This is a genomic window from Microbacterium foliorum (assembly GCF_003367705.1).
Taxonomy (GTDB): Bacteria; Actinomycetota; Actinomycetes; order Actinomycetales; family Microbacteriaceae; genus Microbacterium; species Microbacterium foliorum.
Window position 1 is genome coordinate 3249805 of sequence record NZ_CP031425.1, and the last position, 21706, is coordinate 3271510.

At 69.7% G+C, this 21706-nt stretch carries 21 protein-coding genes and 1 pseudogene; 11 read left to right on the top strand and 11 right to left on the bottom strand.

Annotation, left to right across the window (positions count from 1 at the left end; genetic code table 11):
• Positions 1-68: 68 nt before the first annotated feature.
• Positions 69-758: a GNAT family N-acetyltransferase gene (locus DXT68_RS15310; protein ID WP_045253306.1), complete on the bottom strand. Its 690-nt coding sequence runs from the start codon at positions 756-758 to the stop codon at positions 69-71.
• A gap of 50 nt (positions 759-808) precedes the next feature.
• Positions 809-1432 carry a hypothetical protein gene (locus DXT68_RS15315; RefSeq protein WP_052677641.1) on the bottom strand — a complete coding sequence of 208 codons (624 nt, stop codon included), beginning with the start codon at positions 1430-1432 and terminating at the stop codon, positions 809-811.
• 42 nt (positions 1433-1474) lie between these two features.
• Here DXT68_RS15315 and DXT68_RS15320 point away from each other — a divergent pair, with 42 nt between their 5' ends.
• Positions 1475-2938: a peptide MFS transporter gene (locus tag DXT68_RS15320; protein WP_045253305.1), complete on the top strand. Its 1464-nt coding sequence runs from the start codon at positions 1475-1477 to the stop codon at positions 2936-2938.
• A gap of 69 nt (positions 2939-3007) precedes the next feature.
• Positions 3008-4450, top strand: a complete 1443-nt coding sequence (locus DXT68_RS15325) for an MFS transporter (protein WP_045253304.1) — start codon at positions 3008-3010, stop codon at positions 4448-4450.
• An 81-nt stretch (positions 4451-4531) separates the two neighbouring features.
• On the opposite strand, the gene DXT68_RS15330 is transcribed toward DXT68_RS15325, so the two are convergent.
• The 4 genes and pseudogenes from DXT68_RS15330 to DXT68_RS15345 form a co-directional block, all read right to left on the bottom strand.
• Complete coding sequence (locus DXT68_RS15330; RefSeq protein ID WP_045253303.1) at positions 4532-4927, bottom strand: hypothetical protein; 396 nt, start codon at positions 4925-4927, stop codon at positions 4532-4534.
• An 82-nt stretch (positions 4928-5009) separates the two neighbouring features.
• Complete coding sequence (locus DXT68_RS15335; protein ID WP_045253302.1) at positions 5010-5933, bottom strand: serine hydrolase; 924 nt, start codon at positions 5931-5933, stop codon at positions 5010-5012.
• A 154-nt stretch (positions 5934-6087) separates the two neighbouring features.
• A pseudogene (locus DXT68_RS15340) lies at positions 6088-8053 on the bottom strand (M13 family metallopeptidase).
• Positions 8054-8169: 116 nt separating this feature from the next.
• On the bottom strand, positions 8170-8745 hold the full coding sequence (locus tag DXT68_RS15345) for a DnaJ family domain-containing protein (protein ID WP_045253301.1): 576 nt from the start codon (positions 8743-8745) through the stop codon (positions 8170-8172).
• 72 nt (positions 8746-8817) lie between these two features.
• Between DXT68_RS15345 and DXT68_RS15350 the strand changes: the two genes are divergently transcribed.
• Both DXT68_RS15350 and DXT68_RS15355 read left to right on the top strand, forming a co-directional pair.
• On the top strand, positions 8818-10137 hold the full coding sequence (locus tag DXT68_RS15350; RefSeq protein WP_045253300.1) for an MATE family efflux transporter: 1320 nt from the start codon (positions 8818-8820) through the stop codon (positions 10135-10137).
• Between the two features lie 116 nt (positions 10138-10253).
• Positions 10254-10445, top strand: a complete 192-nt coding sequence (locus DXT68_RS15355; RefSeq protein WP_082068855.1) for a hypothetical protein — start codon at positions 10254-10256, stop codon at positions 10443-10445.
• Positions 10446-10467: 22 nt separating this feature from the next.
• On the opposite strand, the gene DXT68_RS15360 is transcribed toward DXT68_RS15355, so the two are convergent.
• A complete protein-coding gene (locus DXT68_RS15360) occupies positions 10468-11181 on the bottom strand; it encodes a TrmH family RNA methyltransferase (protein WP_244268146.1) in 714 nt (237 codons plus the stop codon).
• A 70-nt stretch (positions 11182-11251) separates the two neighbouring features.
• Here DXT68_RS15360 and DXT68_RS15365 point away from each other — a divergent pair, with 70 nt between their 5' ends.
• On the top strand, positions 11252-12511 hold the full coding sequence (locus DXT68_RS15365; RefSeq protein ID WP_045253298.1) for an Nramp family divalent metal transporter: 1260 nt from the start codon (positions 11252-11254) through the stop codon (positions 12509-12511).
• Positions 12512-12627: 116 nt separating this feature from the next.
• On the opposite strand, the gene DXT68_RS15370 is transcribed toward DXT68_RS15365, so the two are convergent.
• The gene (locus DXT68_RS15370; protein ID WP_045253297.1) at positions 12628-15189 is read right to left on the bottom strand and encodes a rhamnogalacturonan lyase; all 2562 of its coding nucleotides are present in this window, start codon (positions 15187-15189) and stop codon (positions 12628-12630) included.
• A 158-nt stretch (positions 15190-15347) separates the two neighbouring features.
• On the opposite strand from DXT68_RS15370, the gene DXT68_RS15375 reads away from it, so the two are divergent.
• The 5 genes from DXT68_RS15375 to DXT68_RS17110 all read left to right on the top strand — a co-directional run bounded on the left by DXT68_RS15375 (position 15348) and on the right by DXT68_RS17110 (position 18142).
• Positions 15348-15650, top strand: coding sequence for a hypothetical protein (locus DXT68_RS15375; protein ID WP_045253296.1), 303 nt, complete (start codon positions 15348-15350; stop codon positions 15648-15650).
• Between the two features lie 162 nt (positions 15651-15812).
• The gene (locus tag DXT68_RS15380) at positions 15813-16445 is read left to right on the top strand and encodes a metal-dependent transcriptional regulator (RefSeq protein WP_045253295.1); all 633 of its coding nucleotides are present in this window, start codon (positions 15813-15815) and stop codon (positions 16443-16445) included.
• Positions 16446-16594: 149 nt separating this feature from the next.
• The gene (locus DXT68_RS15385; RefSeq protein WP_045253294.1) at positions 16595-17404 is read left to right on the top strand and encodes an HAD-IIA family hydrolase; all 810 of its coding nucleotides are present in this window, start codon (positions 16595-16597) and stop codon (positions 17402-17404) included.
• Between the two features lies 1 nt (position 17405).
• A complete protein-coding gene (locus DXT68_RS15390) occupies positions 17406-17975 on the top strand; it encodes a YdeI/OmpD-associated family protein (protein WP_045253293.1) in 570 nt (189 codons plus the stop codon).
• Positions 17972-18142 (top strand): hypothetical protein, encoded by a 171-nt coding sequence (locus tag DXT68_RS17110; RefSeq protein WP_167541586.1) that lies wholly within the window; start codon positions 17972-17974, stop codon positions 18140-18142. Before DXT68_RS15390 ends, DXT68_RS17110 begins: the two co-directional genes overlap by 4 nt.
• A 70-nt stretch (positions 18143-18212) precedes the next feature.
• Here DXT68_RS17110 and DXT68_RS15395 read toward each other — a convergent pair whose 3' ends face one another.
• Positions 18213-19379: an anhydro-N-acetylmuramic acid kinase gene (locus DXT68_RS15395; RefSeq protein WP_045253292.1), complete on the bottom strand. Its 1167-nt coding sequence runs from the start codon at positions 19377-19379 to the stop codon at positions 18213-18215.
• 201 nt (positions 19380-19580) lie between these two features.
• Here DXT68_RS15395 and DXT68_RS15400 point away from each other — a divergent pair, with 201 nt between their 5' ends.
• Positions 19581-20162 carry a hypothetical protein gene (locus tag DXT68_RS15400; protein ID WP_052677640.1) on the top strand — a complete coding sequence of 194 codons (582 nt, stop codon included), beginning with the start codon at positions 19581-19583 and terminating at the stop codon, positions 20160-20162.
• Between the two features lie 36 nt (positions 20163-20198).
• Here the strand turns inward: DXT68_RS15400 and DXT68_RS15405 are convergent, their stop codons facing one another.
• Both DXT68_RS15405 and pyrE read right to left on the bottom strand, forming a co-directional pair.
• Positions 20199-21101 carry an ROK family protein gene (locus DXT68_RS15405; RefSeq protein WP_045253291.1) on the bottom strand — a complete coding sequence of 301 codons (903 nt, stop codon included), beginning with the start codon at positions 21099-21101 and terminating at the stop codon, positions 20199-20201.
• Entirely contained in the window at positions 21098-21658 is a 561-nt protein-coding gene (gene pyrE, locus DXT68_RS15410; protein WP_045253290.1) for an orotate phosphoribosyltransferase, read from the bottom strand. The genes DXT68_RS15405 and pyrE overlap by 4 nt, the downstream gene beginning before the upstream one ends.
• Between the last annotated feature and the right edge of the window lie 48 nt (positions 21659-21706).

Consider the following 21706-nt stretch of genomic DNA (forward strand, 5'->3'; position numbering starts at 1 on the left):
GGCGAGCCCGTGACGACGGGCACTTCGATCCTATCCGCGCGACACGAGCCGTCACGGGGCCGCGACGCTCAGGCCGTGAAGAGGTAGCCCTTGGCGACGTCGAATCCGGCGAGGGTCAGGCCGCTGCCGAGGAGCCCCTCCATCTGCGCGCGCAGGCGGGTGCGCCACTCGTGCGCGGCCTGCGGATCCTCGACGCGGATCGTCTCGATGTCGGACGGGATCTCCAGCGTCTCCACGACGGATCCGGCGGCCGGGGGCTTCGCGATGTCGGCGAGCGCCCATTCGACGTCGAGCCTGTCGCTCTCGTCACCGGCGTCTCCGCCGCCGAAGATGCCGTAGCGGTTGACCGAGTATCCGGTCGCGCGGGCGCCGAGCACTGTGAGGAAGAAGTGCGCGTTGCGGGCGACGAGCGGATCGAACGTCCAGGTGATGCGGCCGACGTCGCGGGAGAACGCCCATTGACGCTGGTGCTCCTTGAGCTCCCGGCCCCAGCCTCGCCCGCGGTACTCGGGTCGCAGCGCGGTGATGTGGGAGTGCATCGCCCGTCGCGCCGGAGCGCCGAAGAAGGCGATCGATGCACCGACCATCCGCTCCTCCCCGCCCTCGGCGTCGAACAGGCCGACGACGTAGTTGCCGGACTGCTGCAGCGCGCGCAGCGTCCCCGCGTCGATGACTCGCTCGGGTCCACGGATGGAGTCGAGCAGGCCCTGCGCGTCGATGATGAGTTCAACGGTGTCCAGATCACGGATGGTTCGCACGCCCCCAGTCTGCCCCTCCGGTCGCAGATATCGGAATCGAACACGGATGCTCAGGCGCGGGAGCGCTCCGGGAAGGCCGTACCTCCTCCGGCGGCGAGGGACGCGGCGACGATCTCGAGGAACTCGTTCATCATCTCGACGGTCATCTCGGGGAGCATCCCGTCCCAGTACGAGAGCACGGCCCCTCGGCCCTGCATCATCCCCGCCGGCCGGGCGAATGCCCAGAGGTGCAGGTGTGCCGAACCGTCGTTGAATCTGCTGAAGTGGCACCGCGCGACACCGGGGATCTTCTTCACCGCCTCGGAGATGCGCTGCATCAACGGTCCGAGTGCGGCGAGGACCTCGACGGGAGCATCTTCGAGCAGCCAGTGCCTGCGCGGGGCGATCGCGCCTATGAAAGGAAGCCCGCCCGGTTCCCACCCTGCACGCACCTGCCACAGGTCGTCATGCCAGATCGTGTGCTCATCCGGCGTGCATGAACCGCAGTTCTCGGGGTCGAGCTCACCGTTGCGCGGCTTCTCGGGCACGAGCATCGGCTCGAGCGGGCGCATGACGACCGACTCGTAGGCATTGGCCGGACCGTGCGTCATCCACGAGCCGTCGGGCCGCTCGCCATAGACGATCCTGCGGTGGAAGGGGGTGTCGGCCGGATGCTGTTCGAAATCGACGCTCATGCCCATATCGAACCATGCCGCGACCGGGCGTACCGTGGAGGGATGTCAACCAGCGACACCACCGCCGAGAAGTCCGACACCCGGTTCTTCGGGCAGCCCTGGGCTCTCGTCCACATCTTCGGCGTCGAGATGTGGGAGCGCTTCAGCTTCTACGGCATGCAGGGGATCCTGCTGATCTACCTGTACTTCTCGGTCAGCGAGGGCGGGCTCGGACTCTCCCAGGCCGTCGCCGGGGGCATCGTCGGCGCGTACGGCGGATCCGTCTACCTCTCCACCATCCTCGGGGCGTGGGTCGCCGACCGGATGCTGGGCTCGGAGCGGGTGCTGTTCCTCAGCGCGATCGTCATCGTGGCCGGGCACGTGGCCCTCGCCCTGCTCCCCGGATTCCTCGGAGTGGGCGTCGGCCTCGTGCTGGTCGCCCTCGGCTCGGGCGGTCTCAAGGCGAACGCGACCTCGGTGGTGGGGAGCCTCTACGACGCCGACGACACCCGCCGCGACGCCGGATTCTCACTGTTCTACCTCGGCATCAACCTGGGTGCGTTCATGGGGCCGATCCTGACCGGCATCCTGCAGTCCTCGCTCGGATTCCACTACGGCTTCGGCCTCGCCGCGATCGGCATGACCCTCGGGCTCGTGCAGTACTCGTTCGGGCGTCGCGCTCTGCCCGACGAGGCCCGACGCGTGCCGAATCCGCTGCCGTCGTCGCGCTACCCGCTCGTCTCGATCATCGCGCTGGCCGCCATCGCCGCGATCGTCGTGCTGGTGCTGCTCGGAGTGATCAGGGCCGACAATCTGTCGACCATCGTCATCATCGGCACGGTCGTCGCGGCTGTCGCCTACTTCGCGGTGATCCTCAGCAGTCGCCTGATCGACGGCACCGAACGTTCGCGCGTGTGGGGATTCCTGCCGCTGTTCGTCACCAGCGTGGCGTTCTGGTCGCTGTACCAGCAGCAGTTCACCGTGCTCACGGTCTATTCGGACGAGCGACTCGATCGCGACATCCTCGGGTTCGTGATGCCGGTCTCGTGGGTCCAGTCGATCAATCCGGTGTTCATCATCATCCTCTCCGGCGTGTTCGCGGCGGTCTGGACGCGTCTCGGCACCCGGCAGCCGTCGACGCCGGTGAAGTTCGCGCTGGGGGCGATGATCATGGGCGCCGCCTTCCTGCTGTTCCTCCCCTTCGCGGGTGGCGGGCCGAACTCGACCCCGCTGCTGGCGATCGTCGGGATCCTGCTCGTCTTCACGATCGCCGAGCTGCTGATCTCGCCGGTGGGCCTCTCGGTGACGACCAAGCTCGCCCCGAAGCCGTTCCACACGCAGATGGTCGCGCTGTTCTTCCTCTCGATCGCGCTGGGCACGGCGATCTCCGGCTGGCTAGTGCAGTTCTACGACCCGAAGAACGAGGTGCCGTACTTCTCGATCCTCGGCGGCATCGCGATCGTGGTCGGCCTCGGTCTGCTGCTCTCGGTCAAGCCCGTGCTGCGGCTGATGAAGGGCGTGAACTGAGCACGACCCGCTGAGCACGATCCGCCCTCCCCGCGCCTCGGGTGTCCGGGACGCCGATAGCCTGAAGGGATGGGAGAGAACGAAGATCGCGCGCGCAGACGACTCTCCCGAAAGGCTCCGCGATGGGCCGTCATCGCCGTGCTGGCGTTCGCAGGGCTCTGCGCGTCGTTCATGTTCACGCTCGTCGTGCCGCTGCAGGCCGAGCTGCCGAGGCTGCTGAACGCCTCCCGCGAAGACACCACCTGGGTCGTCACGATCACCCTGCTGGTCGCCGCGGTCGCGACCCCCATCTCGGGTCGTCTCGGCGACATGTACGGCAAGCGCCGCGTGGTGATCGTGCTGCTCGCTTTGCTGATCGTCGGCTCGCTGGTCGCCGCGCTCTCGGGGTCGATCGTCGGCGTCATCATCGGCCGCGCGCTCCAGGGCGCCGTCACCGGTGTGGTGCCGCTCGGCATCGCGATCATGCGCGACATCCTCCCCCCTGAGCGCCTCGGCTCGGCGGTCGCGCTCATGAGCGCGACCATGGGCGTGGGCGGTGCGATCGGGTTGCCGGTGGCCGCCCTGCTCGCCGAGAACGCCGACTGGCATTGGCTGTTCTGGCTGGCCGCCGCTCTGGGCGGCGTCGGGCTCGCCCTTGTGCTCCTCGTCGTGCCGGAAGACGTGCTGCGGTTCCCCGGCCGCCTCGATGTGCTCGGCGCGGTCGGTCTCGCGATCGGCCTCACCGGCATCCTGCTGTTCGTCTCGCGGGGCGCCGAGTGGGGCTGGACCGCACCCCTGACCCTCGCCTGCATCATCGGCGGGGTCGGCGTGCTGCTGATCTGGGGCTGGTACCAGCTGCGCACGACCGACCCGCTGCTCGACCTGCGCGTCGCCGCCCGGCCGGCCGTGCTCTTCACCAACATCGCCGCGATCGGCATGGGATTCGCCCTGTTCGCCTCGAACGTGACGTTCCCGCAGCTGCTCGAGGGGCCCGTCGCCTCGGGCTCGGGCTTCGGGCTCGACATGGTCTCGGCCGCGCTCATCGTCATGCCCGCCGGCCTGGTGATGATGGTCATCTCGCCGCTGTCGGGCTGGCTCGAGCGCGCCGTCGGCCCGCGCCCCCTCTTCACGGTGGGCGCCGGTGCCATCGTGCTCGCCTACCTGTTCGTGCTCCTGTGGTCGAGCGAGGTCTGGCACATCCTGGTCGGCAACGTGCTGATCGGCGTCGGCATCGGCTTCACGTTCGCCGCCATGCCGATGATCATCATGCGTTCCGTCCCCGCGAGGGAGACGGGCGCATCGAACGGCCTGAACGCGCTCTTCCGCTCCGTGGGCACCTCCAGCGCCTCCGCGGTGATGGGCGGAGTTCTCGCCGCCATGAGCACCGACGTCGGCGGGGTGTCGGTACCCACCCGGGCTGCCTTCGACCTCTGCTTCTGGCTGGCGATCGCCGCCGGAATCCTCGCGCTGGTGCTGTCGCTCTTCATCCCCCGTCAGCGCGCTGTCGAACAGCATCCGTCGCTGCCGGGCTGACCGGGGCTCGGGATGACCGGGGGTCGGGATGACCGCGGCTCGGGTTGGCATGAGCCCGGGCTGACCGCAGGTCGGTCGCTGTCAGATCACCCGCGGATCGGGATCTGTGTCCGTCGGCGGTCGCAACCGCGCGGGGATCGGCCACTCGAGCACGTACTGCTGCACGGGCGGACGGGTGACGTCGCCGAAGTCATCGACCTTCACCACGATGCGCCCCGGCACGCCGTCGTCGTCGGGAGTGACCTCGAGGATGCGCACGCGAAGCGGCCTATCCGCCTCGCCCTCGAGCATCCACGGATCCGCGAGCCAGGCGAGACCCCTCGCCTCGAGAGCGGCCTCGGCATCGAGCCATTCCGTGGGAGCGGATGCCGGACGGCCGAGCACGTCGACGGCCACCCATTCGTCGCCGTCAGGGTGGATCCACCCGAGCAGCTCGCGGTCATCACGGCGATGCGGTGTCCAGTCGGGGCGGGGCATGCCTCCAGGCTAGCGAGCCCGACGCGGGCTGACCCCGGCGCGGGCTGACCCGGGCTCGGACTGTCAGCCACCTCGCGGGCTGTCAGTGCGTGTACTCCATGAGCTCGACGCCGAGAACCCGGAAGGCGTCGTGGGCGCGCAGGCGATGGGCGATGGACAGGTCGTCGAAGCAGACGATGAGCGAATAGGCGACGCCGGCACGGGGGCCGGCGAGGACTCCGGCCTCCGCCCGCACTCCGCGGTCACGGCCGGTCTTGTTGATGAAGAGCAGTCCGTGCGCGTCGTGCTCATGCGAGAAGGGGTCGAGGCCCGTCGAGGCGGCGACGAGGCTGAGGTCCTGATTCAGGCTGAGCCACTCCGACACCTGGGCGCTGACGGGGGCGTCCACCACCTGGGAGTTCACCAGCGCGGAGAAGAGACCGGCGAGCTCGCGTGCGGAGCCGACCGCGACCTGCGGGGCGTCGTCGGGTCCGCGCTCATCGCGGAAGCGGTCGAGCAGGGCGGTACGCCGCAGGCCGAGCGCCTCGATGCGATCGCGCACCCGCTCGTGGCCGATGCGCTGCAGCAGCGCGTTCACGGCGATCGGGTCTCCGGCGGTGGCCGCGAGCACCGCGAGATCCTCGAGCGGCAGAGCGGGTGCGTGCAGATGCCGCCACACACCCGAGGTCGACACCGGGTCGATGGTGCGCCGTTCGACGATCTCGAGCGGGTCGAGAGAGCCGTCTTCGAAGGCGGCGGCGACCTCGATCAGCAGGGGCACGACTCCGAGACCCGCGACCGGCATGGTGACGTGGTCGTCGCCGGCGAGCACGTGCACGTGAGTGTCGAGATCGACGACGTGCACCGAGACCTGGGCACCGGCATCCGCGAGCTGCTCGAGCGCTCGCAACGTCGACGTGAACGACCTGCGTGCGGACGCGGCACGGCGCGGCAGGCGACGGCTGGTCCGCTGAGAGCGGCGCAGCGAGGCCAGCGGCGGCCCTTCGACAGGCTCGTGAGCACCCACGCGTGATCCTTCAAGGGGGAGTGGACAGGCGGGATGCTGCGGGGTCCGTCCCCCACAGCACGGATATCGTAACCCCGGCCGGTGAGGATGCCCTACAGACTGCGACGTTCGGTCATCAGATCGTCACATGGCAGTCTGCAGGGCATCCGGCAGCTCACCAGATCGTGACCCTGGAGTCCTGCGGCAGCCAGAGCGCGTCGTTCTCGGAGACGTCGAACGCCTCGTAGAAGGCGTCGATGTTGCGGACGATCTGATTGCAGCGGAATTCGTTCGGCGAATGCGGGTCGATGGTGAGCAGTCGCAGCGTCTCGGCGTCGCGGCTCTTCTGCTGCCAGACCTGCGCCCACGACAGGAGCAGGCGCTGCACGCCCGTGTACCCGTCGACGACCGGGGCCTCGGCGCCGTCGAGCGAGATCTCGTACGCCTTGAGGGCGATGCCCAGACCACCGAGATCGCCGATGTTCTCGCCGATCGTCAGGGCGCCGTTCACATGGTGCTCGGCGTCGAGCCCCTCGGGGACCAGCTCGTCATACTGAGCGATGAGGGCCTTGGTGCGCTCTTCGAACGCCGACCGGTCGGCATCCGTCCACCAGTCCTCGAGTTTGCCCGCGCCGTCGTACCGGCTGCCCTGGTCGTCGAATCCGTGCCCGATCTCGTGACCGAACTACGGCGCCGATCCCGCCGTAGTTCGCCGCCGCGTCACGGGAGGCGTCGAAGAACGGGTACTGCAGGATGGCCGCGGGGAAGACGATCTCGTTCATCGACGGGTTGTAGTACGCGTTGACCATCTGCGGCGGCATGTGCCACTCCTCGCGGTCGATCGGCTGTCCGACCTTCGCGACGTTGCGGTCGTGCTCGAAGATCGCCGCACGCCGCACGTTGCCGAACAGGTCGTCGCGGTCGATCTCGAGCGTGGAGTAGTCGCGCCACACCGTGGGGTGACCGATCTTGGGGGTGAACGAATCCAGCTTCGCCAGTGCGCGCTCGCGGGTCTCGGCCGTCATCCACTCGAGGTCGGTGATGCTCCGGCGGTAGGCCTCGATGAGGTTCGCGACGAGCTCGTCCATCTCGGCCTTGGCCGTCGGCGGGTAGTGCCGCTCGACGTACACCTTGCCGATGGCCTCGCTCAGCGCGCTCTCGGTGACCGAGACCCCGCGCTTCCACCGCTCGCGGATCGTCGGCACGCCGGTGAGCTCGGTGCCGTAGAACGAGAAGTTCTCCTGCACCAGTTCGTCGGTCAGGTACGGGGCCGCGGCGTGCACGACCTGGGCGCGCAGCCACGCCTTCCAGTCGTCGAGCCGCTCGGCGACGAGCAGCGATCCCAGTCCTTCGAAGAAGCTCGGCTGCGAGACGACGACCTCGGCGAACGCGTCGGGGTGCCCGGGGGCCACCGCGTCGCGCCACGGCTCGAGGTCGACGCCCGCGAGCTCCTGGATCTGCGCCCAGGACAGGAGGTTGTAGGTGGCGACCGCGTCGCGGCTGCGCACGTTGTCCCAGTGGTGTCCGGCGAGCTCGGTCTCGAGCGCGATCGCACGGTCGGCGACCTCGGTCGGCTCGGTGATCCCGGCGAGACCGAGCAGTCGCTCGAGGTGCGCACGGTAGGCCGCACGCGTCTCGGCGAAGGTGTCGAGCCGGAAGTAGCTCTCATCGGGCAGCGAGAGGCCCGACTGCACGGCCACCGGCAGATAGCGCTCCGGGTTGCCGGGGTCGCCGTCGACGTAGAAGCCGATCAGGTGTGCACGGCCGTCGCGGTCGTAGGCCCCCACTGTGCGCAGGAACGCGGGGATGCCGTCGATGGCGTCGATCTCGGCCAGCGTCTCCGCCAAGGGAGACACCCCCGCCGCTGCGATGCGCTCGGTGTCCATGAAGCTCGCGAACAGATCGCCGATCTTGCGTGCGAGGGTGCCGACCTCGGCATCCTGCGACTCCTCGATGATGGCGCGGACGTCTTTCTCGGCCTGCTCGGCGAGGAGGTGGAAGGACCCCCACCGCGCCTTGTCTCCGGGGATCTCGGTGCGGGCGAGCCACGCGCCGTTGACGTGGCGGTACAGGTCGTCCTGCGGGCGGATGTCGGAGCTGAACTCGGCGATCTCGAGGCCGGAAGGGAGCACATCTGTCATGCGACCCAGCCTATGCGCCGGTCCGACATCCGGGTCGGCGGGCGCGAGGATCAGGCCCAGAGGGCGAGAAGATCAGCCCCGACGCGCGAGAAGATCAGTCTCGGCGTCCGAGAAGATCAGTCTCGGCGTCCGAGACCGAATCTCCGACGTCGTCGCTGCTCCGGCGGCTCCGCGGCACGGGCGGCGAGCCTGGCGGCTCGTCGCTCGCGCCATGCCGTGACCTCGGCGTCGATGTCGCGAGTGCTCGTCACCACCGGCGGGCCGCCCTGCAGCTGACGTCGCGCCTCGACGACGCGCCTGTTGAAGTCGACGAGGACATCACGGACATCGCTCTCGCGCCCCAGCAGGTCGAGCTGGGCGTCGAGCTCGCGATCCTCGGTGCGCAGCAGGATCGCGGGCGGGCCGAGCCCGGTGAGGTTCTCGGTCTCGATCTTGCGGCGGATCCACCAGTCGGGGTCGTGGTGGGTGCCGAGCCCCTCGAGGGGCTTGCCCGCGCCGGGCAGATCGTCGAAGTCGCCCCGCCGGATCGCGACCTGGATGGCCGTCTCGATGAACGCCGCGCGATCGGTGGCGGCCGCGATGCCCGGGGCTTCGCCGGACTCCGCGTCGTCCTCCGAGCCGTCGCTCTGCTGTCGCGCGCGGTATCGGGCTGCGGCCTCGCGGGGGTCCGACACGATGCACCTCCCTGGCATCCGGTGGTGATTCCAGGGTACGGCCGGAAGGCGCGATGTGGCCCGGTCGGTGCCGGGCCATAGGCTCTGAGGATGACCGAGCGCACCCTCAACCGCGAGATCCTGCGCCTCGCCGTCCCCGCGCTCGGCGCGCTGATCGCGGAACCCGCCTTCCTCATCGTCGACGCCGCTCTCATCGGGCACCTGGGCACCACGCCGCTGGCAGGGCTCGGCATAGCCGGCGCCGTGCTGCAGACGGTGGTCGGGCTGATGGTCTTCCTCGCCTACTCGACGACCCCCGCGGTCGCCCGCCTGTTCGGCGCAGGTCGCCCCGGCGAGGCCGTGTCGGTCGGGATCAACGGCATGTGGCTGGCGCTGGCGCTCGGCGCCGTTCTCGCGGCGGCCGGCGCCGTGGCCTCGCCGTGGCTGGTGTCGCTGTTCGGAGCGAGCGATGCCGTCGCCGCCCAGGCCAACGACTACCTCGTCGTCTCGATGTGGGGCCTCCCCGCCATGCTGATCGTCTTCGCGGCGACCGGACTGCTCCGCGGGATGCAGGACACGGTCACGCCGCTGTGGATCGCCGGGCTGGGGTTCGGCGCGAACGCCCTGCTCAATGTGGTCTTCATCTACGGACTGGGCTGGGGGATCGCCGGTTCCGCGGCGGGCACCGTGGTCGCACAGTGGGGCATGGTCGGCGCCTACGTGCTGGTGATCAGACGGCTCGCCGCGACCCATGAGGCCTCGCTGACGGTGAAGCGCGAAGGCATGGGCAGCACCGCGCGATCCGGGGGCTGGCTGTTCCTGCGCACGGTGAGCCTGCGGGCAGCGCTGCTCGTGACCGTCGCCGTCGCCACCGGCATCGGCACCGCCGAGTTGGCCGGCTGGCAGATCGTGTTCACGATCTTCTCGGCCGCGGCCTTCGCCCTCGATGCCCTGGCGATCGCCGCCCAAGCCCTGATCGGCAAGGAGCTCGGTGCCGGCGACCAGCGGCAGGTGCAGCGCGTGCTGGCACGGACGGTCGCGTGGGGCGCATGGTTCGGGGTGGTCGTGGGGGCGCTGATCGCCGCCCTGTCCGGCGTGCTGGGCATCGTGTTCACCGGTGATCCCGACATCGCGGCGCTCGTGCAGCCGGCGCTGCTGATCCTCGCGGTCGCCCAACCGATCGCCGGTGTCGTGTTCGTGCTCGACGGCGTGCTGATGGGCGCGAACGACGCCCGCTACCTCGCACTCGCCGGCGCGCTCAATCTTCTGCCGTTCCTTCCCGCGCTCTGGATCATCGCCGCGACCGGCGTCGACGGCGCCCCCGGACTCATCTGGCTCGCCGTCGCGTTCTTCGGCGTGTACCTGCTCGCTCGCCTCGGCACTCTCGGCTGGCGGGTGCGCTCAGGACGCTGGCTCACGGCCGGAGTCTGATCCTGCACACACGCGCAGGACTCGACGTTCTCCACGTATCTCGGAATCCCGGGCAGGTGGGCCGCGCAGGCCTGGCATTCTCGCCGGGAGCGAACGAGAATCGGAGTGTGCTGACCATGAACGAGCCTCAGGTATGGGTCCTGATCGGCGTCTTCGCTGCGGCGATGTTCGGCATGGTCACCGTCGTCTCCACCCTTTTCATCCACGTGGTGAAGACAGAGATCCAGAGCGTCCATCGGCGGATAGACACACTCGATCGCGAGGTGACCGCGCTCTATCGGAACACCTTCGGCATCGACCGGGACTGACGGCAGCGCAGGAACCCGAGGTTCAGCCCGCGTGCCTCCGGCACCACTCGTACATGATCACGGCTGCGGCCGCGCTCGCGTTGATCGACCGGGTAGATCCGTACTGGGTGATCTCGATATGCCCGGATGCCGCGGCGAGCGCCTCGTCGGAGAGACCCGGCCCCTCCTGACCGAACAGCAGGACGCAGCTCCGGGGCAGCTCGGCGCGATCCACGGGCACAGCGCCCTCGACGTTGTCGACGGCGATGATCGGGATGCCCTCGGCCGCCGCCCACGCCGCGAAGGTCTGCACATCCTCATGGTGGACGACGTGCTGGTAGCGGTCGGTCACCATGGCGCCGCGCTTGTTCCAGCGGCGGCGACCGATGATGTGCACGGTGTCGGCGAGGAACGCGTTGGCGCTGCGCACGATCGAGCCGATGTTCATGTCGTGCTGCCAGTTCTCGATGGCCACGTGGAACGGATGCCGCTTCGTGTCGAGGTCGGCGACGATCGCCTCCATGCGCCAGTACCGGTAGCGATCGATCACGTTGCGGGTGTCGCCGGCGGCGAGCAGCTCCGGGTCGTACTGCTCCCCCTGCGGCCACTCCGCGGGTCCACCCGGCCAGGGGCCCACCCCGTACCCGGGCTGCGCCGACGATCCGCCTGCGTCCGACGTTCCGCCTGCGTCTGACGATCCGCCTGTGTCCCCGGGCACGCCGGTGTCCGCCGGGTCTGCGGTCGTCTGCTCATCCATCCCGTCAGGCTATCCGCCACAGGACGGAGCGCATATTTAGGTGCGCCGAAATATCCGCTACGATTTCGGCATGCCGAAAAATCCCGCGACCCCGCCCCGCAGTCTGTGGCTGCTCGGGCCCGCCCTGGTCGCCGGAGTCGCCTACCTCGACCCGGGCAACGTCGCGAGCAACATGACCGCCGGCGCCCAGTACGGGTACCTGCTCGTGTGGATCGTCGTGGCGGGCAACATCATGGCCTGGCTCATCCAGTACCTCTCCGCCAAGCTCGGCGTCGTCACCGGGCAGAGCCTCCCCGAGGTGCTGGGCACGCGTCTGACGAGACCGTGGGCCCGCCGGGCGTACTGGCTGCAGGCCGAACTCGTCGCGATGGCGACCGATCTCGCCGAGGTCATCGGCGGGGCGGTCGCGCTGTACCTGCTGTTCGACATCCCGCTGCTGCTCGGCGGCGTCATCACCGGCGCGGTGTCGATGATCCTGCTCGCGGTGCAGAACCGGGGCGGCGCGCGGCCGTTCGAGTTCGTGATCATCGGGCTGATGGCGATCATCGCGGTCGGCTTCGTCGCCGGCCTCTTCGTCGCTCCACCGGATGCCGGCAGCATCGTCGGCGGACTCGTGCCCCGCTTCGAGGGCACCGGATCGGTGCTCCTCGCCGCGTCCATCCTCGGCGCGACGATCATGCCGCACGCGATCTACGCCCACTCCTCGCTGACCCGCGACAGGTTCGGCGCGGCCGCGACGCACGGACCGACCGAGGCGGCGCGCACCGAGGTCTCCCGCATCCGCCGTCTGCTGACCGCGACGCGCTGGGACGTCTCGATCGCGATGGTCATCGCCGGGACGGTGAACCTCGGCATCCTGCTGCTCGCCGCCGCCAACCTCGCCGGGGTCGACGGCACGGACTCGCTCGAGGGAGCGCATGCCGCACTGGCCGCGGGGCTCGGACCTGTCGTCGCCACCTTCTTCGCCGTCGGACTGCTCGCCTCGGGGCTCGCGTCGACCTCGGTCGGCGCCTACGCGGGAGCCGAGATCATGCACGGCCTGCTGCACGTGCGCATCCCGCTGCTGGCACGGCGGCTGATCACCCTGATCCCCGCGCTCGTGATCCTCGGGCTCGGCGTCGATCCGACACTCGCCCTCGTGCTCAGCCAGGTCGTGCTGTCGTTCGGCATCCCGTTCGCGCTGATCCCGCTGGTGGCGCTCACGGCCCAGCGTCGCACGCTGGGCGCCTGGGTGAACCGGCGATGGACGACCGCGGCCGGTGTCCTGGCGTCCGTGCTGCTCATCGCCCTCAACGGCGCGCTGCTCTGGCTGGTCCTGACCGGCGCCTGAGCAGGCGTCGCGCACGCGGAACCGCCCCGAGCCGGCACGGGAAGATTCGGCTCGGGGCGGCGGTCTGTCCGCGCTCGCGCGCGCAACGCATAGCGCGCTCAGCGCCTCACGCGCGCTCAGCGCGAGCGGAGCGTCTCCGTCCACTGCGAGACGGCACCGTCGGCGATGCGATGCCCGGGCTCGGGGACAGCGACCACGGTCACCTCCCCCGTGACGCGCACCTTGCCGTTGCGCGCCTCGACCTTCTCGCCGTTCACGTAATAGGTGACACCCTTGACGCTGGTCGGCACCTTCACCTCGTCACGAGACGTGCCCGGCTTGTCGGTGAACTTCGGAGCCTTGGGCGTCACCGGCGCCGTCAGCACCGGCACGTTCGCCCAGTCGATGTCGCTCGCCAGGTAGAACGAGGTGTACGCCGGCTGGTTGTAGGTCGTCTGCTGACGTGCCGTCTCGGCGCGGTACTGCACGTCGTGCATGAGCGTGGTGAGCTTGTGCGCCGTCGGCTCGGTGGTCGTGTAGAACCGCAGCGCGCTCGAATCGCTCGTGCGCACCAGCAGCTCCTCGCGCCAGTCCCCCAGCACGTCGGCGACCAGGGAGGGGTTGCCCTTGGTGCCGTTGTTCGTGAGGGTTCCGGTGGCGGTGAGCACGGTGCCGCGGGTCCAGTCGTCGATCGTGGGCGTCTGATCGCCGCTGCCGTTCACGATCTGGGTGGTCAGGTCTCCCGCCCAGCGGATCGACATGTTCGTGCCGGGCGTCGCCGTGTCGAGCAGCTCTCCCGTGGCGCTCAGCAGTCCGCTGCCCTCGGTGCCGCCGGGCATGCTCGACCACACCTCGATGCCGGGGACGTCCGGGCGGACGTCTCCGATCATCGCCCGACCGGTGTCGCGACCCGAGTAGGCGCCGAACAGCGATTCCCCCGTGGCCGCATCACGCATCACCGATCCGTACGGGGCGAACGTGCCGCCCTCGTGGGCCGTCCAGATCTCGAGTCCGGGGCGGCTCGGGTCGATGTCCGCCACGTGCATCGCGTCACCGTGACCGAGGCGCACGTTCTCGCCCGGCGCGGCACTGCCCTCGGGCAGCACGTCGAACGAGCTGTACAGCAGGCTGCCGTCGTGATCGATCGTCGCCGATCCGTAGACGAGCTCCTGCTTGCCGTCGGCATCCACGTCGGCGAAGCTCAGCGAGTGGTCGCCCTGAGTCGTGATCGTCCCGAACTCGGGGTCGGTGCCGTCACGCCCGTGGGGCGAGTCGTTGAACGGGTTCGTCATCGGCGCGTGGCCGCTGTCGACATCCCAGCGCTCCGTGAGGCGCTTGCCGTCCCAGTCGAAGGCCGTGACGGTCGTGCGCGTGTAGTAGCCGCGGGCGAAGACGGCGGACGGATGCTGGCCGTCGAGGTAGCCGACGCCCGACAGGAAGCGGTCGACGCGGTTGCCCGGCTCGATGCGGGACATCGCGTAGTCGCCCCACAGCAGGCCGTCATCGCCGCGCTCGGTCGGATACGGGATGGTCTGGAGTTCCTTGCCGGTGGCGCTGTCGAAGACCGTGAGGTACTCGGGCCCGTCGATGATGAAGCCCTCGAACTCCCGCAGCAGGTTGCGGGCGCTGCGGCTCGGCGCATACACGTCGATGAACGTGTCGGCGAGCTCCTCGGCGCTCTCCCTGCTCAGCGGGTACTCGTGCGTGACGGGCATGCCCCATGCCTCTTCGAGAGTCGCCGGCCACTGCCCCGAGACGACCTCGTCGCGTGAGCTCCAGCCGAGGAACATCTCGACGAGATGCGCTTCGTAGTCGGCGGCGCTGAGCCGGTAGTCGTCGTCGTGGGTGACCCCGGCCTTGCGGTCGGACTTCGGCAGGGTGATGAAGGACTCCCCGACGACGGCCCCGTCGGCGCCGTACTGCACCGACTTGGTGCCCGGCGCCGTCTTCAGCATCGTCTCCGAGCGGCCGTCCCCGTCGAAGTCGTAGACGAGGAACTGCGTGTAGTGCGCTCCCGCCCTGATGTTCACGCCCAGGTCGAGGCGGTTGAGCAGCGTGCCGTCGAGCTCGTAGGTGTCGAGGTAGACGGAGCCGGTGTAGCCGCGCTGCGAGACGTCCTTCGCATTCGACGGCTCCCACTTCACGACGTACTCGTACTGCCCGTCGCCGTCGACATCGCCGACCGAGACGTCGTTCGCGGAGTAGGTGTAGGCCTCGCCCGCGGGCGTGACGCCGTCGGCGGGCTTCTGCAGCGGGAGGTCGTGATGCCCCTCGGCCCAGGCGGTGACCGGGGCGGAAGCGGATGCCGCGAGCTCGACGCCGTTCACGATCGGCACGACGGAGTACTCCGCCGTGGCCGTGCCCTCGGCATCCGCGAGGTTCGTGCTGTCGGTCACGGTGGCGATCTTCGTGCCGTCGCGGTAGACGGCGAAGTCGGGTCCGGCGAGCCCGGTGGCGGTGGTGCCGGTCGCCTCGGAGGCCAGCAGCCGCCAGCTCAGGAAGACGCCGTCGGCGGTGGACACGGCGACGAGGCCGCGGTCGAGGTTCTCCAGCTGTGGAGTCGCGGATGCCGGGCCGTGACGTCCGGCGTCCGGGCCCGTGGCGGGTGCGGCCGCGGCGCTGTGCGCGCCTCCCGCCAGCAGGCAGCCTGCCGCGGCGACCGCGACGGCAGCGCGGAATGAATGATGTCGGATGTTCATCGTCGAAATCCTTCTCTGGGCAGGACGCCCGCTCGGATAGCGTTTTCCCGTGCCCGGTCGAAGTTACCCGCCGCCCCCGGTGTCGTCAAGGAGATCGGCTCGATTGAGACGATTCACAGCGGGCGGCGCGGCTTCTCCGGGCCAGTAGGCTCGAGGGCATGCCCGCCGAGAACGCCCGCCGCACCGTCCGCATCCTCACCTGGATCGCCCTCGCGACCGGCGTGGCCGGCGGGCTGCTGGTCGCCTTCCCGACGGTGCTGCCCGTCGGCGGCCCGTGGGTGCAGCTCGCCCTCGGTCTCGCCACACTCGTACTCGCCTTCCGTGCCCGAAAGATCGGCATCGCCGGCATCGAGGGATTCGACGGCCGCCTCTCGCTCTTCGCCGCGCTGCTGGGATTCCTCATCATGTTCTTCGCGGGCCAGGTGGCCTTCGGCATCCTCGTCGACGTCGCGAACTCGTGAGCCCCGCGGACTCCTGAGCGCGACGAACGCCTGAGCCCCACCGACCCCTGACCCACCGGGTTCCTGGCCCACCGGGTTCCTGACCCACCGGGTTCCTGGCCCACCGGGTTCCTGGCGCAGGCCCGGCCCGGCGCCGGCATCCCCCTGATCTAGGCTGGGAGCGTGGCATCTCCGGCAGCAGACGACTATCTCAAGACCGTCTACGCGCACACCGAATGGCAGGATGCGCCGATCACCCCGTCGGTCCTCGCGGCGAAGCTCGGCATCGCCCCCTCGTCGGTGACCGAGATGGTGAAGAAGCTCGCCGCCGCCGGGTTCGTCTCGCACGTCCCCTACGGGGCGGTGCGCCTGACGGATGCCGGCACGCAGCGGGCACTCGCGATGGTGCGCCGACACCGCCTGATCGAGACCTGGCTGGTGCAGGAGTTCGGCTACGGCTGGCACGAGGTGCACGACGAGGCCGAGGTGCTCGAGCACACCATCAGCGATCGACTGCTCGAGGGCATCGACGCGCGCCTGGGGCGACCGCGGTTCGATCCGCACGGCGACGCCATCCCCGACGCCGACGGCCGCGTCGACCGCGAGCCGTTCGTGCTGCTCGCCGACGCTCCCGCCGGTCACACCGGGCGGGTCCTGCGCGTCGACGACCGCGACCCCGAGCTGCTGCGCGCGCTCGAGGCGGCCGGCGTCGTGGTCGCAGCGACGATCACGACCACCGCATCCGGTGTGGAACTCGACAGCTCTCCCGCGACGCTCCCCGAGGGTGCGGCGCACGTCGTCTGGCTCAGCGCCTGACACGCGAGCCTCCGCCAGACCTGCAAGCCACTGCCTGACCTGCGAGCTTCCGCCTGACCCGCGAGCCTCCGCCTGACCTGCAAGCCTCCGCCTGACCTGCAACGCAGACCCGACACCTGCCCGTCACCCCGGGCGAATAGGCTGTGCACATGGGACACCGCGACGACATCGAATGCTGGCTGACCGACATGGACGGCGTACTCGTGCACGAGAACGACGCGATCCCTGGCGCATCCGAGCTGCTCGCCGGATGGGAGCAGAACGAGATCCCCTACCTCGTGCTCACCAACAACTCGATCTTCACCGCGCGCGACCTCTCGGCGCGGCTGCGTGCCAGCGGCCTGACCGTTCCCGAGGAGCGCATCTGGACCTCGGCGCTCGCGACGGCCGACTTCCTCAAGCAGCAGGTTCCCGGGGGCTCGGCCTTCGTGATCGGCGAGGCCGGCATCCTCACCGCTCTGCATGAGGCCGGCTTCATCATGACCGAGACCGACCCCGACTTCGTGGTCGTCGGCGAGACCCGCAACTACTCGTTCGAGGCGATCACCAAGGCGATCCGGCTGATCATCCGCGGCGCGCGGTTCATCGTCACGAACCCCGACGCGACCGGCCCCTCGGCCGATGGCGTGATGCCGGCGACCGGCGCGATCGCCGCCCTCATCACGAAGGCCACGGGCAAGGAGCCCTACGTCGTCGGCAAGCCCAACCCGATGATGTTCCGGTCGGCTCTGAACAAGATCGGTGCGCACTCGAAGAAGACCGGCATGATCGGCGACCGCATGGACACCGACATCATCGCCGGCATCGAGGCGGGTCTGCACACCGTGCTCGTGATGACCGGGATCAGCGACCAAGCCGAGGTCGAGAAGTACCCGTTCCGGCCCGACGAGATCGTCGACTCGGTCGCCGATCTGCTGCCCACCGTCACCGAGTCGATCCCGACGCTCGACGAGGACTGACGTGGGCGCGCTCGACGAGGGGGAGCGCGTCGTCGCGGCGGATGCCGAGGTCTGGCGCGACTGGCTCGCGCAGCATCATGAGCGCGCCTCGGGGGTCTGGCTGCTGAGCATCCGCGGCAAGGGCGCCGACGGCATCGGCTACGAGGATGCCGTGCGCCAGGCACTGTGCTTCGGCTGGATCGACGGCCCGGTGCGCACGTTCGACGACCGGACCGTCGGGCAGTGGTTCTGCCCGAGGCGTCGGGGCAGCGGATGGGCGGCGACCAACAAAGCGCGTCTGATCGAGCTCGAGGCCGCGGGACTGCTCGCGCCCGCGGGCCTGCGCGTGCTCGAGGCCGCGAAGGCCGACGGATCATGGGTCCTGCTCGACGGCCCCGAGGCGGGCGTCGAGCCTCCGGAGCTGACCGCGGCGCTGGATGCCGAGCCGGCCGCGCGGAAGAACTGGGACGCGTTCCCGCCCTCGGTCAAGAAGTTCGGGCTCACGCACATCGCGATGGCGAAGCGCGCGGAGACGCGCGCGGCGCGGATCGCCAAGATCGTGGCGGATGCCGCGGAGGGGAGACGCCCATGAATCAGTCCGACGTGCTGTTCCTCGTCCTGTTCCTGATCCTGCTCAGCACGCTGACGGTGTTCGTCGTGCAGCTGGTCCGGTCCCGACGCCGCGGCGGCGGGGCGGAAGGCGACGGCCGCGCCGGCTGGTGGGAAGGCCCCTGGGACGACGACGACCGCAGGCGCTGAAGTCAGGCGCTGAACTCTCTCAGCGCCTTAACTCTCTCAGCGCCCGAACTCTCTCAGCACCTGAACTCTCTCAGCGCAGCGTGAGGCTGCGCACGCGCGCGACCGGCTCCGGCATCCGCAGCGGACCCACTCCCGGGGTGATCGTCCCGAGGATGCGCGGCTCGCGCGCACCGGTTCCTCCCGGGGCGATGGCCGCCACACCGTGCATGGTGCACCAGCCGATCAGCGCGAACAGGATGGCCTCCTTGCTGTCCACCGGCGCGCCTAGCTCGTCGGCCAGCACGACCTCGACACCGGGGAGGGCATCGCGCAGGCCCTGCAGGATCAGGGGGTTGTGACAGCCGCCTCCGGACACCGCGAGGAAGCGGATGCCGGCGGCGACGACATCCGCGGCGACCGTCCGCACGGTCAGCTCGGTGAGGGTGCGCACGAGGTCGGGGATCGCGATCTCCCGCCCGCGGTCGCGCTGCCGGGCGACATGCTCGCGCACGTACTCGAGGTGAAAGTGCTCCTTACCGGTGCTCTTGGGCGCGGGGAGCGCGTAGTAGGGGTCGGCGAGCAGCGCCTCGAGCAGAGCGTCGACGACGGTGCCGGTGCGGGCGATCGCGGCATCCGCGTCGTAGCCGCGCTCGTTCAGCCCCTCCGCGACGACGATCGCATCGACCAGCGCGTTCGCGGGACCGATGTCGTACGCCGACAGCCCGTCGGGACCGACCACGGTCATGTTCGCGATACCGCCGAGGTTGACGGCCGCCGAGACTCCGGCCCGCCCGCGCAGCAGCAGCTCGTCGAGGAACGACACCAGCGGAGCCCCGTGCCCACCGGCGGTGATGTCACGGATGCGCACGTCGGAGACCACGGGCGCCCCCACCTTCTCGGCGATCCAGGCGGGCTGGCCGATCTGCAGAGTGCCGAGCGCGTGACCGGCGTCGACCCAGTGGAAGACGGTCTGGCCGTGCGTGCAGACGGCGTGCACTCCCCCGACCGCGGCCGCTGCCGTGGCCGCGACCTCGGCGAACGCCTGGCCGATCAGGGTGTCGAGCTCGCAGACCTCGGCGAACGTGGTGGGCGCAGGCGGGAGCGCCGCCACGAGACGCGCGCGCAGCTCGGGGTGATACGGCACGCTGTCCTCGTGGAGGACGGTGCCGCGAAGAGTCCCCTCGTTCTCCACGAAGTCGACGACCGCGACGTCGATTCCGTCGTGAGAGGTGCCCGAGAGCAGTCCGAGTACGCGCATGAGTGTTCCTTCCGTCGCCTGCTACGAGCGTAGGCCGGTTTTGTTAGGGAGGCGAACGGAAGGGGGCGTCCTTCCTGCACGGAGGTTCGCTCCACGCGACTCATCCACCGTGGCCGGCTCCCTGGCACCCCTCGGGATCACGTGCGACAACGGCGCACGTAGCATTCTGCGAGAGTCGCCGGTCGCCGTCAGAATGGGAGCATGTTCGTGTCCGCAGAAACCCTCACGATCGTCCTCAGCGCCGTCGGCCTCCTGCTGACGCTGGGCAGCATCATGTGCGCGGGCTTCGCGTGGTGCATCCGCCGCATCGATGGAGTCGAGAGGTCACTCGGAGCACGCATCGACGGAGGCGACGACAAACTCGGAGCACGCATCGACGGATTCGAAGAGAGGCTCGGAGCGCGCATCGATGGAGTCGAGAGGTCACTCGGAGCACGCATCGACGGCGTCGAAGACAGACTCGGAGCACGCATCGACGGAGTCGAAGACAAACTCGGAGCACGCATCGACGGCGTCGAAGACAAACTCGGAGCACGCATCGACGGCGTCGAAGACAGACTCGGAGCACGCATCGACGGAGTCGAGAGATCACTCGGAGCACGCATCGACGGAGGCGACGACAAACTCGGAGCATGCATCGGCTCCATCCGAAGCGGCCTCGTCGACGTCGAGAAGTCACTCGGAGCACGCATCGACGGAGTCGCAGCGGACATGGTCGAACTCAAGGTCGCGGTCGCGCGGCTTGAAGGCCCGCAGCGCCACCTGATCGTCGCGTCACGCTGACGCGCCGCTCCCGATCTGCTGCAAACGACAGACGCGTCAGCGCAGAACGAGTGCTGCGGCGCCGATGAGCGGCCCCTCGTCGCCGAGACCCGAGCGGACGACGCGGGTGCGGCGCGAGTACTCGTGCGCGGCGCTCGCGGTGAGGGCCTGCTGCACGAGGTCGATGTAGTCGGCAGAGACTCGCGAGAAGCCTCCGCCGATCGCCACCATGTCGAGGTCGACGAGGGTCGCGGCATCCGCCAAGGCCTCGCCGACGGCCTTCGCCGAGCGTTCGATGGCCGCACGCGCGGTGGCGTCGCCCGCCGCAGCATCCCGCGCCAGGTCTTCGCCCGTCGATCCCGCCCAGCCCTGCTGCTGCGCCCACGCGGCGCTCGCCGGTCCCGAGGCGATCTCCTCGAGCGTGAGTCCGCCTTCACGGCGCACCTGGCCGAGGTGTCCCGCGTTGCCCGTGGCGCCGGGGATGTACGCACCGTTGACGACGAACCCTCCCCCGACGCCGGTCGAGACCACGATCGACAGGGACGCGCCGGCATCCTGCGTGGCGCCCAGCCACGACTCGGCAAGCGCGAGCGCGCCGCCGTCATGACCGAAGACCGTGGGCAGCGCACGGCCGAGGATCTCAGAGGCGGTCGTGCGCACCGCATCGGCGAGACCGTATCCGCGGGCTGCAGGCATGTTCACCGGAAGGATCTGACCGGCAGTCCGGTCGATCGGCCCCGCACTGCCGATGCCGGCGCCGATGAGCTCGCCGTCTTCAGGGAGGCGGGAGAGCGCATGAGCGATCACCGTCGCGATCGCGTCGTCGAGCGACGCGGGGGTGGCATCCCGACCGGTCGCCCTACGGCTCCGGCTTCCACGCACCAGCGCGCCGTCCGCGCTCACGAGCGCAGCCTCCATCTTGGTGCCGCCGACGTCGACGGCGAGTGCGTACCGGGTCACTGGGGGTCGAGTCCGAGGTCATCGAGGTCGAAGGCGGCGCGCCATTCGAGGCCCTCGGCTTCGATCGCGGCCTGCGCGCCGGTCTTGCGGTCGACGATCACCGCGACGGCGACGATCTCGGCGCCCTCCTTGCGCAGCGCCTCGACGGCCTTGAGCGCGGACTGTCCCGTGGTCGAGGTGTCTTCGAGCACGACGACGCGCTTGCCCTTGACGTCGGCGCCCTCGATTTGGCGGCCGCGGCCGTGGTCCTTCGGCTCCTTGCGCACGACGAACGCGTCGAGCGGCCGGTCGGCGGCGACCGAGGCGTGCAGCACCGAGTTGGCGATCGGGTCGGCGCCGAGCGTCAGGCCGCCGACCGCCACGACGTCGAGGTCGCCGATCAGGTCGAGCATGATGCGGCCGATCGCGGGGGCGGCCCGGTGGTCGAGGGTGAGCTTGCGCATGTCGACGTAGTACGTCGCCTGCTTGCCGCTCGAGAGGGTGAAGTCGCCGTGGAACACCGCCTCACCCTTGATCAGGTCGAGGAGCGTCTGGCGGTCTGCGTCGAGTGCGGTCACGGCATCCAGTGTAGGAGGTGGGGGTCTCGTGTTCTGCGGGAAGTCTGC

What these genes read in the sequence shown, in the direction of transcription:
- DXT68_RS15350 (WP_045253300.1), top strand. Translation starts at nt 8,818, where the DNA reads ATGACCGAGCGCACCCTCAACCGCGAGATCCTGCGCCTCGCCGTCCCC.
- DXT68_RS15330 (WP_045253303.1), bottom strand. Translation starts at nt 4,927, where the DNA reads ATGCCCCGCCCCGACTGGACACCGCATCGCCGTGATGACCGCGAGCTG.
- DXT68_RS15370 (WP_045253297.1), bottom strand. Translation starts at nt 15,189, where the DNA reads ATGAACATCCGACATCATTCATTCCGCGCTGCCGTCGCGGTCGCCGCG.
- DXT68_RS15320 (WP_045253305.1), top strand. Translation starts at nt 1,475, where the DNA reads ATGTCAACCAGCGACACCACCGCCGAGAAGTCCGACACCCGGTTCTTC.
- DXT68_RS15315 (WP_052677641.1), bottom strand. Translation starts at nt 1,432, where the DNA reads ATGAGCGTCGATTTCGAACAGCATCCGGCCGACACCCCCTTCCACCGC.
- DXT68_RS15385 (WP_045253294.1), top strand. Translation starts at nt 16,595, where the DNA reads ATGGGACACCGCGACGACATCGAATGCTGGCTGACCGACATGGACGGC.
- DXT68_RS15360 (WP_244268146.1), bottom strand. Translation starts at nt 11,181, where the DNA reads ATGGATGAGCAGACGACCGCAGACCCGGCGGACACCGGCGTGCCCGGG.
- DXT68_RS15375 (WP_045253296.1), top strand. Translation starts at nt 15,348, where the DNA reads ATGCCCGCCGAGAACGCCCGCCGCACCGTCCGCATCCTCACCTGGATC.
- DXT68_RS15345 (WP_045253301.1), bottom strand. Translation starts at nt 8,745, where the DNA reads ATGCCAGGGAGGTGCATCGTGTCGGACCCCCGCGAGGCCGCAGCCCGA.
- DXT68_RS15400 (WP_052677640.1), top strand. Translation starts at nt 19,581, where the DNA reads ATGTTCGTGTCCGCAGAAACCCTCACGATCGTCCTCAGCGCCGTCGGC.
- DXT68_RS17110 (WP_167541586.1), top strand. Translation starts at nt 17,972, where the DNA reads ATGAATCAGTCCGACGTGCTGTTCCTCGTCCTGTTCCTGATCCTGCTC.
- DXT68_RS15325 (WP_045253304.1), top strand. Translation starts at nt 3,008, where the DNA reads ATGGGAGAGAACGAAGATCGCGCGCGCAGACGACTCTCCCGAAAGGCT.
- DXT68_RS15395 (WP_045253292.1), bottom strand. Translation starts at nt 19,379, where the DNA reads ATGCGCGTACTCGGACTGCTCTCGGGCACCTCTCACGACGGAATCGAC.
- DXT68_RS15365 (WP_045253298.1), top strand. Translation starts at nt 11,252, where the DNA reads ATGCCGAAAAATCCCGCGACCCCGCCCCGCAGTCTGTGGCTGCTCGGG.
- DXT68_RS15355 (WP_082068855.1), top strand. Translation starts at nt 10,254, where the DNA reads ATGAACGAGCCTCAGGTATGGGTCCTGATCGGCGTCTTCGCTGCGGCG.